The following is a 9,246-nucleotide window of genomic DNA, read 5'->3' as shown; positions in this document are numbered from 1 at the left end:
ACGGTGTGCCTGCCGTCGTACGGGTGAATGGCACACCGCTATCGCGAGCAGGCTCGCTCCCACAAAGAGGTATGCGGTGAATGGGAAACCATCCACCGCAATCGTTGTAAACCGCGTTAGAAAAAATAAAAACAGTTCATAACAATAAAGACGAGGATGTAGGGATGAAGAAGAAAAACAATGCCCAGCTCATCTGCCAGTTGTCAGCCGTTGCGGCGATGATGCTGGTGGGTAGCGCACAGGCTGCCGACGCGTTCAGCGCCGATTCGCAGTGGATGACGGGTGACTGGGGTGGCGAGCGGACCCGGCTGATCGAGCAGGGTATCGACATCAAGGCTGACTATGTCGGTGAAGTGGGTGGCAACCTGCACGGTGGCTACAACGACGACAAGACCGCGCGTTATGCCGACCAGTTCGGTTTGGGCGTGGCGCTGGACCTGCAAAAACTCTGGGGTTGGGATAACACCCAGGCCAAGATCCAACTGACCAATCGTAACGGCCAGAACATCTCCAACGACCGCGTGGGCGATCCGCGTGCCGGCACCTTGAGCTCCTCCCAGGAAGTCTACGGCCGTGGTCACATGGTCCGTCTGACCCAACTGTGGATCAAGCACCAGTTCCTCGACGGCAAACTGGACGTCAAGGCCGGTTACTTCGGCGAAGGCGAAGACTTCAACACCTTCCCGTGCGAATTCCAGAACCTGGCGTTCTGCGGCTCCCAGGTGGGTAACTGGGCGACCGGCATCTGGTACAACTGGCCAGTCAGCCAGGCCGCGATCCGCGTCAAGTACAACCTCACGCCTGAGTTCTATGCGCAGATCGGCGCGTACAACCAGAACCCATCGCAACTGGAACACGGTAACGGCTTCAAACTCAGCGGCAGCGGTACCAAGGGCACCGTGATCCCGGTCGAGCTGGTCTGGTCGCCGAAGGTCAACAGCCTGCCGGGCGAATACCGCGTCGGTTACTACAAGAGCACGGCCGATGCCAATGACGTACGCGAAGACGACAATGGCGACGACGCCGCCACCACCGGTAACGCCTACCGCAGCCACAACAGCAAGCACGGCTACTGGTTCGTGGCGCAACAACAGCTGACCACCCACAACGGTGATGCGTCCCGCGGCCTGAACATCGCCGCCAACGCGACCTTCCACGACAAGGACACCAACGTCGTCGACAACTACCAGTCGTTGATGTTCGTGTACAAGGGGCCGTTCGACGCGCGTCCTAAAGATGACGTCGGCATCGGTTTCTCCCGCATCCATGTCAACGAAGACGTGAAGAAAAACGCTGAGCTGACCAACGCGGCCAACGGTGTCACCGACTACAACGACCCGCTGTTCGCACCGCTGCGCAGCACCGAGTACAACTACGAGATCAACTACGGGGTCCACGTGACCAACTGGCTGACCGTACGCCCGAACCTGCAATACATCACCCACCCAGGTGGCGTGGATGAAGTCGACAACGCCCTGGTGGCCGGCCTGAAAATTCAGTCGGTGTTCTAACGTTGTTGCGATAAGCTCCTCTCTATGTGCGCATATTTGCGGACAGCCAAGGCTGTCCGCTTTTTTTTGGGCGTGCCTGGCGGGTGCAGACCTTTGACAAGCAGCTTTTGTGGCGAGGGAGCTTGCTCCCGCTCGATTGCGCAGCAATCGCAAAAGAAAGGGCTGCTTTGCAGCCCAGCGGGAGCAAGCTCCCTCGCCACAATTAGCCAGTTGAGTATCGAATGATTTCCAGGACCGCGGCCCATGCATGAGCATCCGCTACAACGCTTCTTCAGATCCTTGCGCGAGCGCCCGGTGTTTGCGTGGGAGCGCTATCGGCAGCGCGATGTGCTGGTGATCGATCATCCGCTGTGCCAAGCGGTGTTCAGTCGCCAGGGCGCGCAGTTGCTGCACTTTCAGCCACGCGGGCAGAAGCCCTGGTTGTGGTGCGCCGCCAAATGGCCGCAGGTCGGTGCGATCCGCGGTGGGGTGCCGGTGTGCTGGCCGTGGTATGGGCGTCATCCCAGCGAGAATGCCTGGCCGTCCCATGGCTGGGCGCGCTTGATCGACTGGAAGCTGCTCGACAGTCGCAGTGACGACGACGGTGTGCATCTGCACTGGCAGTTGCAACTGTGCGACTGGCAAGTGGACTTGCATGCAGACCTGGGCGAACGCATGGAACTGCGCCTGAGCACCGAGCATCAGGACAGCCTGCCTTGCCAGTTGAGCCAGGCGTTGCATGCCTATTGGCGTATTGGTGACGTTGGTGAGGTAGCGCTGTCTGGGCTTGAAGGCGCCCAGGGTTATGACCATCTGAACCGTGCGGTTTGCCAGCAGGAAGGGGAGTTGCGGGTCGATGGCGGTTGTCAGCGGGTGTTCCAGCACGAAGGCGAGTTGCAGCTCAAGGACCACGCCTGGCAGCGTCAATTGTGCATCGACACTGGCGACAGCGCCGACACGGTGGTCTGGCATCCCGGCGCTCGGCCGTTGTTGGGGGTCAGTTGGGATGAGGTCAACGAGTTCGTATGCGTCGAAGCGGCCAGTGGCGGCACCGACAGCCTGTGCCTGGCGCCGGGGGAGCGGGCGCATTTGAGTTTGCAGGCGTGGGCGGGGGCTTGATTCAGGATTTGTAGTGGTGCTGCCGGCCTCTTCGCGAGCAAGCCCGCTCCCACAAGGGAATGCATTTCAGATGTGGGAGCGGGCTTGCTCGCGAAGACGGACTATCAGGCGCCAAAGTACCTGAGCCGAATCAGTTGAACTCATCCCCCACCGGATACCGGCTGGCGTTCAGGCTTTCCTTGATCTTGCGCAGGTGCGGCTGGAAGTCCACGCCCCGGCGCAGGGTCATGCCAGTGGCGAGCACATCGAGCACGGTGAGCTGGATGATCCGCGAGGTCATCGGCATGTAGATATCGGTGTCCTCGGGCAATGGGATGTTCAGGCTCAGGGTGCTGGCCTTGGCCAATGGTGAGTTTTCGGCGGTCAGGCCCAGCACCGAAGCGCCGTTTTCCCGGGCGATGCGCGCCACCTCCACCAGTTCACGGGTGCGCCCGGTGTAGGAAATGATTACGAACAGTTCGCCGGTGTGGGCCACCGACGCAATCATCCGTTGCATCAGCACATCGGCGTGGGCGGTCACCGCCAGGTTGAAGCGGAAAAACTTGTGCTGGGCGTCCAGCGCCACCGGAGCCGAGGCCCCGAGCCCGAAGAAGTGGATCTGCCGGGCCTGGATCAGCAGATCCACGGCACGGCTGATCAAATTTGGATCAAGGGCCTGGCAGGCGCTGTCCAACGAAGCAATGGCACTGCCAAAGATTTTCTGGGTGTAGGCCTGCGGGTTGTCGTCGGCTTCTACCGCACGGCTTACATAAGCGGCGCCACTGGCCAGGCTCTGGGCCAGTTGCAATTTGAGTTCCGGATAACCGCTGACGCCGAATGAGCGGCAGAAACGGTTGACCGTGGGTTCGCTGACCGACGCGGCCTGGGCGAGGGCGGCGATGCTGAAACGGGTGGCCTGCTGTGGGTTGAGCAGGATCACCTCGGCCACCTTGCGTTCGGCCTTGTTCAGGTCTTCAAGGCGACTCTGGATCTGCTCCAGTAAATTTCGCACGCGGTCCATACAAGATTCCTAGAAAGACGGGTCTTTGATACGACCCTTTGCGGTGGCCTATCCTACTGTTGGCTCCGGCGGACCACCACTCGGAATCGGTATTTTCGGAAAATGTTGTGGTTATTACTACATTTTTCCTTGAGTGATACCTTGAAAAAAGGTATTTGTAGCTTAACTTGATAAAAGAACAAACATCATGCATTCGATTACGGTTGAACCGTGCACCTTTGCCTTGTTCGGCGCGTTGGGCGACCTGGCCTTGCGCAAGCTGTTTCCCGCCCTTTATCAACTCGACGGCGCGCAACTGCTGCACGAGGACACGCGAATCATCGCGCTGGCCCGTGAACCCGGCAGCGAGCAGCAGCATCTGGCGTTCATTGCCACCGAACTGCGCCGCTACGTGGGCGACAAGGACCTGGACGAGGCCGTGGTCGAACGCTTCCTGGCCCGACTGACCTACCTGCATGTGGACTTTCTCAAGGCCGACGATTATCTCGCCTTGGCCGAACTGGCCGGCTCGTCCCAGCAGGTCATCGCCTATTTCGCCACCCCGGCTGCGGTCTACGGGGCGATCTGCGAGAACCTGGCGAAGGTGGGCTTGAGCGAAAACACCCGGGTGGTGCTGGAAAAACCCATCGGCTCGGACCTGGAATCGTCGCGCAAGGTCAACGACGCGGTGGCGCAGTTCTTCCCGGAGAACCGCACTTATCGCATCGACCATTACCTGGGCAAGGAAACCGTCCAGAACCTGATCGCGCTGCGCTTCGCCAACAGCCTGTTCGAAACCCAGTGGAACCAGAATTACATTTCCCACGTGGAAATCACCGTGGCCGAGAAGGTCGGCATCGAAGGCCGCTGGGGCTACTTCGACAAGGCCGGCCAGCTGCGGGACATGATCCAGAACCACCTGTTGCAGCTGCTTTGCCTGATCGCCATGGACCCGCCGGCCGACCTGTCCGCCGACAGCATCCGCGACGAGAAGGTCAAGGTGCTCAAGGCCCTGGCGCCGATCAGTCCGGAAGGTCTCACCACCCAGGTGGTGCGCGGCCAATACATTGCTGGCCACAGCGAAGGCAAGGCCGTACCGGGCTATCTGGAAGAGCCCAACTCCAATACCCAGAGTGACACCGAAACCTTCGTCGCCCTGCGCGCCGACATCCGTAACTGGCGCTGGGCCGGGGTGCCGTTTTACCTGCGTACCGGCAAGCGCATGCCGCAGAAGCTGTCGCAGATTGTCATTCACTTCAAGGAACCGTCCCACTACATCTTCGCGCCGGAACAACGCTTGCAGATCAGCAACAAACTGATCATCCGCCTGCAACCGGACGAAGGGATTTCCCTGCGGGTGATGACCAAGGAGCAAGGCCTGGACAAGGGCATGCAATTGCGCAGCGGTCCGTTGCAACTGAACTTTTCCGACACCTGGCGCAGCGCACGGATTCCCGATGCGTATGAGCGGCTGTTGCTGGAAGTCATGAACGGCAATCAGAACCTGTTTGTCCGTAAAGATGAAATCGAAGCCGCGTGGACATGGTGTGACCAGTTGATCGCCGGATGGAAGAAATCCGGTGATGCGCCCAAGCCGTACGCGGCCGGGTCCTGGGGGCCGATGAGCTCCATTGCACTGATCACGCGGGATGGGAGGTCATGGTATGGCGATATCTGAAGTCAAACTGCCCCAGGGCGTTAGCGCCCAGGCGTTCAAGAGCCCGGTGCTGTTGGCCGAAGGGCTGGCGTTGAAGGTAGCCGAGCAACTGCGCGAGGCAATCGATGCGCGTGGCGCGGCGGTGCTGGTGGTGTCCGGCGGCCGTAGCCCGGTGGCATTTTTCCAGAGCCTGGCCAAACAGGCCCTGGACTGGTCGAAGGTGGTGGTGAGCCTGGCAGACGAGCGCTGGGTACCGGTTGAACACGCCGACAGCAACGCCGGCCTGCTCAAGCGTTACTTGCTGCAAGGCGCTGCGGCCAAGGCCCAGTTCCTCAGCCTCTACAGCGCCAGCGCCAACCTGGAAGCGGCGGCCGAGCAGGCGGATCGTCTGCTGGGCGAGTTGCCGTCCATCGATGTACTGGTATTGGGCATGGGCGATGACGGACACACCGCGTCGCTGTTTCCCGACAGCCCTAACCTGGCTGAAGCCTTGGATACCAACGGCACTCGTCGTTGCTGGCCGATGCTTGCGCCAACCGTGCCACACCAGCGCCTGACCATGAGTCGCGCCTTGCTGGCCTCTGCAAAACACAAAGTGCTGTCGATTTCCGGTCAGTCGAAACTGACCACCCTGAACGCTGCGGTGGCCGGTGACAACGTCGCCGAAATGCCGATCCGCGCGTTTTTGCAACCTACGTTAGAGATTTACTGGTGCCCATGAACCAAGGATCAGCCGCTATGACAAACCCATCCCCGACCGTTTCCATGGCGGACAAAGTTGCCCTGATCGACAGCCTCTGCGCCAAGGCGCGGATCCTGCCGGTGATCACCATCGCCCGTGAACAGGACATCCTGCCGCTGGCCGATGCCCTGGCCGCCGGTGGCCTGACAGCGCTGGAAGTGACCTTGCGTTCCGAGTTCGGTCTCAAGGCGATCCAGGTGCTGCGCGAGCAGCGCCCTGAACTGGTGACCGGTGCCGGTACGGTGCTCGACCGCCACATGCTGGCAGCCGCCGAAGCGGCCGGTTCGCAGTTTATCGTCACGCCGGGCATCACTCGTGACCTGCTTGAGGCCAGTGTCTACAGCTCGATCCCGCTGCTGCCTGGCATCAGCAACGCCTCGGGCATCATGGAGGGCTACGGCCTGGGCTATCGCCGCTTCAAACTGTTTCCGGCGGAAGTCAGTGGTGGCGTCGCGGCTATCAAGGCCTTGGGCGGCCCGTTCGGCGAAGTGAAATTCTGCCCGACCGGCGGCGTCGGCCCGGCCAACATCAAGAGCTACATGGCGTTGAAGAACGTGATGTGCGTGGGCGGCAGCTGGATGCTTGATCCGCAGTGGATCAAGAACGGCGATTGGGCCCGCATTCAGGAATGCACCGCCGAGGCTTTGGCACTGCTGGACTGATCGACCGGACTTCGTTGGGTGTTCTACGGCTTTACGGTGCGCTTGGTCGGCGCACCGTTTTTTTTTGCCTGGAATAAATGCCTATAGGATCACCCCCCCATCGTGGCGAGGGAGCTTGCTCCCGTTGGGCTGCGCAACAGCCCTTGGTAAGTTGACTCAGATAGGTCTGAAACACTGCGGTGTTTGGGTTTGGGGTTGCTTCGCAACCCAGCGGGAGCAAGCTCCCTCGCCACAGGGGGGCTATGTTCGGCTCAAATCAATAAGCGCCTGGGTCAATCGCTTGATATCGCTCGCCAAAGTAATCAACCCCGGCGTGATCCGAATGCACGGCCCGACGCTGGTCTGGCGCACCACGGTGAAGATCCCGTATTCGTTGAGCAATCGGTCGGCCATCGCCTGTTGGTCCGCGTGGTTGGTGAAACGCATGGCGGTGATGCCGCAGTAGAGGCGCGGATCGTCCGGCGTCATGACTTCGATGCCCGGTACATCGCGCACCGCGCTGACCCACATGTCCCGCAGATAATTGAGCCGTGGTCCCTTGGCCAGTGCACCGCCCAGGGCGCGGTGTTCTTCGAACACCAGCGGCAGGGTCAGCAGGGCGGGGATGTTGGGTGTGCTGTGGGGCGTGCGCGAGCGAATGTCGGTGGCCGGATAATGCCCTTCGTCCATGTCCGGGTCGATGTCGGCCAGCCGATGCGGGGCGATGTACATGAAGCCCAGGGCGAGCGGGCCACCGATCCACTTCTGCAGGTTGAACCCGGCGAACTCGATGCCCAGCTTCTTCAGGTCAAAGTGAATCTGGCCCAGGGCATGGGCGCCGTCGAGGATGATGTCGACATCAAACTCCCGTGCGGTCTCGGCGATGGCCCGTACCGGCATCACCAGCCCGGTGAGATGGTTGACATAGGTCAACGCCATCAGCTTGAGGCGTGGGTAGCGAATGAACGCTTCGCGATAGGTGCTGACCAGGTTGTCGAAGCTGGCGGGGTGCTGGTGGACCAGTTCGATCACCTCCACGCCACGCCGGCGTGCCAGCCAGCGCATCGCGCTCTTGACCGACTCGTACTCCAGGTCGCAGATCAGCACCTGGTCGCCCGGCTTGAGGCCGTTGTAGTTGCGGATCAATGCTTGTAGGGCGTCCACTGCACTGGTCGCCATCGCCACGCTGTCGGGTGAGGCGTGGATCAGTTGCGCCACCTGCCGGCGAATCGCCTCCCCATGTTCGCGGTCGAACTGCTGGCGCACGTACACCGAGTTGCCACGGTTGATGAATTCGATATTGCGCTGGTATTCCTCCACCACGGTCCGCGACATGCGACCGAAGTAGCCGTTCTCCAAATTCAATGGTCCCTTGGGATCGACATCGTAGCGACCGACGAAGGTCTGCCAGAAAGCTTCATCGTGGGCGCGTAGCGTGTTCTCGGGCATGGGAAGACTCGGTCAGTGGCGTGGCTTGGGCTTGCCGTGCTTGGCGCGCAAGGGGTCGAGCAGGTCGGACAGGCCGTTGTGGTCGATTTCCTGCATCAACGCCAGCAAACCGCCCAGTTCTCCGTGGGGAAAGCCTTCACGGGCGAACCAATTCAAGTATGGACCAGGCAGGTCGGCAAGGATTCGCCCCTTGTATTTACCGAAGGGCATCTGGCGCGTGACCAGCAGTTCAAGTTTTTCCGGATTCATGATGAGTGTCTTGATTCAAACAGCCCTGAAAATACAGGCATTCTGCATGCAGGCCAATTGACAGATCATGCAAATAGCGCGGATACAGATTTCCTGTTCGTGGTTAATCTATTGATTTTTAATGGTTTTTGTTTTTGGCTGCGGCTGGCATGGCCGATGCAATATTCCTTGCAGGTTTTTTATTCACCAGCAAAGGAACTGAAAAATGACCGACATCAACAAAGAATCCATCTCTGTCTTGAACGACCTGATCGAGACCAGCAAGGATGGCCAGGAAGGGTTCAAGACCTGCGCTGAAGACATCAAGCATCCAGAACTCAAAGCGTTGTTTGTACAACGTGCTGCCGACTGCGCCACCGCTGCCGCCGAACTGCAAGCGGCTGTTCGTTCCCTGGGTGGCGATCCAGAGACCTCCACCAGTGTCGCCGGTGACTTGCATCGCCGCTGGGTAGACGTGAAATCGATGTTCACCGGCAAGGACGAAGAAGCCGTGCTCAACGAAGCCGAGCGCGGTGAAGACCACGCCCTCAAGGCTTATCGCGAGGCGATCGAGAAGATCAACAAACATAATCTGGTAGGCATCCGTGATCTGGTGGAGCGTCAGTACCATGGCGTGCAGCGCAACCATGACCAGGTCAAGGCCCTGCGTAACCAGGCGCGCGCTAATTCGTAAATGCGCGGTGGTACAAAAAAACGCCAGCTTGCCTGGCGTTTTTTGTGGCTGCCATTCACCTGGATGAACACAGTTGTGGCGAGGGAGCTTGCTCCCGCTGGGTTGCGTAGCGACCCTCGATTTTTTGGGGCTGCTGCGCAGCCAGCGGGAGCAAGCTCCCTCGCCACAAAAGCGCCGTTGAAGCTGGATAAACGCCATTGGGCAAAAGTGTGTTGTCAAATCCACTCCAAATCCCCTCTGGACTGAA

9 protein-coding genes are annotated in these 9,246 nt (G+C 60.0%); 6 read left to right on the top strand and 3 right to left on the bottom strand.

Annotated elements, in window-relative coordinates; genetic code table 11:
- Nucleotides 1-164: 164 nt before the first annotated feature.
- A complete protein-coding gene (locus RGM2987_RS11335) occupies nucleotides 165-1,511 on the top strand; it encodes a carbohydrate porin (RefSeq protein WP_245140919.1) in 1,347 nt (448 codons plus the stop codon).
- A gap of 243 nt (nucleotides 1,512-1,754) precedes the next feature.
- Entirely contained in the window at nucleotides 1,755-2,609 is an 855-nt protein-coding gene (locus RGM2987_RS11330) for a D-hexose-6-phosphate mutarotase (RefSeq protein ID WP_245140917.1), read from the top strand.
- A gap of 130 nt (nucleotides 2,610-2,739) precedes the next feature.
- Here RGM2987_RS11330 and RGM2987_RS11325 read toward each other — a convergent pair whose 3' ends face one another.
- Complete coding sequence (locus tag RGM2987_RS11325) at nucleotides 2,740-3,600, bottom strand: MurR/RpiR family transcriptional regulator (protein ID WP_172679636.1); 861 nt, start codon at nucleotides 3,598-3,600, stop codon at nucleotides 2,740-2,742.
- A gap of 196 nt (nucleotides 3,601-3,796) precedes the next feature.
- Between RGM2987_RS11325 and zwf the strand changes: the two genes are divergently transcribed.
- Genes zwf through RGM2987_RS11310 form a run of 3 tightly spaced genes read left to right on the top strand, consistent with a single transcriptional unit; the run spans nucleotide 3,797 to nucleotide 6,649 of the window.
- On the top strand, nucleotides 3,797-5,266 hold the full coding sequence (gene zwf, locus RGM2987_RS11320) for a glucose-6-phosphate dehydrogenase (protein ID WP_245140914.1): 1,470 nt from the start codon (nucleotides 3,797-3,799) through the stop codon (nucleotides 5,264-5,266).
- Entirely contained in the window at nucleotides 5,253-5,966 is a 714-nt protein-coding gene (gene pgl, locus RGM2987_RS11315; RefSeq protein ID WP_245140912.1) for a 6-phosphogluconolactonase, read from the top strand. Before zwf ends, pgl begins: the two co-directional genes overlap by 14 nt.
- A gap of 17 nt (nucleotides 5,967-5,983) precedes the next feature.
- Complete coding sequence (locus tag RGM2987_RS11310) at nucleotides 5,984-6,649, top strand: bifunctional 4-hydroxy-2-oxoglutarate aldolase/2-dehydro-3-deoxy-phosphogluconate aldolase (protein WP_245140910.1); 666 nt, start codon at nucleotides 5,984-5,986, stop codon at nucleotides 6,647-6,649.
- Between the two features lie 240 nt (nucleotides 6,650-6,889).
- Here RGM2987_RS11310 and RGM2987_RS11305 read toward each other — a convergent pair whose 3' ends face one another.
- Both RGM2987_RS11305 and RGM2987_RS11300 read right to left on the bottom strand, forming a co-directional pair.
- Nucleotides 6,890-8,077, bottom strand: coding sequence for an aminotransferase class V-fold PLP-dependent enzyme (locus RGM2987_RS11305; protein ID WP_245140908.1), 1,188 nt, complete (start codon nucleotides 8,075-8,077; stop codon nucleotides 6,890-6,892).
- A gap of 12 nt (nucleotides 8,078-8,089) precedes the next feature.
- Nucleotides 8,090-8,326 (bottom strand): DUF3820 family protein, encoded by a 237-nt coding sequence (locus tag RGM2987_RS11300; protein WP_245140906.1) that lies wholly within the window; start codon nucleotides 8,324-8,326, stop codon nucleotides 8,090-8,092.
- Between the two features lie 205 nt (nucleotides 8,327-8,531).
- On the opposite strand from RGM2987_RS11300, the gene RGM2987_RS11295 reads away from it, so the two are divergent.
- On the top strand, nucleotides 8,532-8,999 hold the full coding sequence (locus tag RGM2987_RS11295) for a PA2169 family four-helix-bundle protein (protein WP_245140904.1): 468 nt from the start codon (nucleotides 8,532-8,534) through the stop codon (nucleotides 8,997-8,999).
- Nucleotides 9,000-9,246: the final 247 nt, after the last annotated feature.

Source organism: Pseudomonas sp. RGM2987 (assembly GCF_022952855.1).
Lineage (GTDB): Bacteria > Pseudomonadota > Gammaproteobacteria > Pseudomonadales > Pseudomonadaceae > Aquipseudomonas.
This window is presented reverse-complemented; position numbering and strand designations above follow the sequence as displayed.

Coding starts and splice junctions, on each gene's coding strand:
- zwf (WP_245140914.1), top strand. CDS start 3,797: ATGCATTCGATTACGGTTGAACCGTGCACCTTTGCCTTGTTCGGCGCG.
- RGM2987_RS11335 (WP_245140919.1), top strand. CDS start 165: ATGAAGAAGAAAAACAATGCCCAGCTCATCTGCCAGTTGTCAGCCGTT.
- RGM2987_RS11295 (WP_245140904.1), top strand. CDS start 8,532: ATGACCGACATCAACAAAGAATCCATCTCTGTCTTGAACGACCTGATC.
- RGM2987_RS11310 (WP_245140910.1), top strand. CDS start 5,984: ATGACAAACCCATCCCCGACCGTTTCCATGGCGGACAAAGTTGCCCTG.
- RGM2987_RS11330 (WP_245140917.1), top strand. CDS start 1,755: ATGCATGAGCATCCGCTACAACGCTTCTTCAGATCCTTGCGCGAGCGC.
- pgl (WP_245140912.1), top strand. CDS start 5,253: ATGGCGATATCTGAAGTCAAACTGCCCCAGGGCGTTAGCGCCCAGGCG.
- RGM2987_RS11305 (WP_245140908.1), bottom strand. CDS start 8,077: ATGCCCGAGAACACGCTACGCGCCCACGATGAAGCTTTCTGGCAGACC.
- RGM2987_RS11300 (WP_245140906.1), bottom strand. CDS start 8,326: ATGAATCCGGAAAAACTTGAACTGCTGGTCACGCGCCAGATGCCCTTC.